This is a genomic window from Bacillus sp. P4_D3 (genome assembly GCF_056401855.1).
This window is the reverse complement of the sequence record NZ_JBFUIN010000913.1, coordinates 1-1079: the sequence shown is the minus strand read 5'-3', so window position 1 is coordinate 1079 and position 1079 is coordinate 1. Positions and strand designations below refer to the sequence as shown.

The window sequence follows — 1079 nt, the reverse complement described above, 5'->3', positions numbered from 1 at the left end:
CTGCTTTATCAGCTGAATCGTGGAATAATACGCCGCCCTTCATACGCGGCTGATTTGCAATAATGCCAATTGGCTTACCATCAATGCGTGCTAAACCTGTAATTAGTTCTTGCGCAAATAATTTTTTCACTTCAAAGAAAGAACCTTCATCAATAATTCTGTTAATGAGATCTTTCATATTGAAAGGAGCATTTTGATTTTCTGGAATGATTTCTTCTAACGTTTTATCGAACTGTTTCGGTTCTTGAGGTGTAATCAAAGGAGTCTTTTCTAAATAGTTACTTGGAAAATAAGAAATATATTGTCTTGCTTGCGTAATTGCATCTTCTTCTGTTTTACATAAAACATCTCCGCATCCTGATACTGAGCAATGCATACGTGCTCCGCCCATTTCTTCTAAAGTTACCTTCTCACCGATAACCATTTCAGCCATACGCGGAGACCCTAAATACATAGAAGCATTTCCTTCAACCATCATAACAACGTCACAAAATGCTGGAATATACGCACCACCAGCCGCTGAAGGTCCAAATAATAAACAAATTTGTGGCACTTTACCAGATAATTTCACTTGGTTATAAAAGATTCTTCCTGCACCGCGGCGTCCAGGGAACATTTCAACTTGATCTGTAATACGCGCTCCAGCAGAATCAACTAAATAAAATAACGGTACACGTAATTTTTCTGCTGTTTCTTGAATACGTAGAATTTTTTCAACTGTACGTGCTCCCCATGATCCAGCTTTTACAGTCGAATCATTTGCCATTACGCACGCAGTACGACCATGTATTTTACCAGTCGCAGTTACAACACCATCAGCTGGTAATCCAGTTTGTTCACAATTTGCAAATAATGCATCTTCCACATATTCACCATTATCGAATAAAAGAGCCAAACGATCTCGAACAAAAAGTTTCCCTTTTGCTTTGTTTTGTTCATGATATTTCGGTGCCCCGCCTTGCTTAATTGTTTCAACTCGTTCTTCAAATGAATTAGATTGTTGTTTTTGATCTAACATATTTACTCCCCCTTATACATTGGTTTGCGCTTTTCCTTGAATGCCTGTAATCCTTCTAATC

The 1079-nt window shown here is 38.1% G+C and carries 1 protein-coding gene; it reads right to left on the bottom strand.

What is annotated here, in order from left to right:
* Nucleotides 1-1018 (bottom strand): acyl-CoA carboxylase subunit beta (locus AC1DTM_RS27960; protein ID WP_477001419.1); only part of this gene is annotated, 1018 nt, incomplete at its 3' end.
* Nucleotides 1019-1079: the final 61 nt, after the last annotated feature.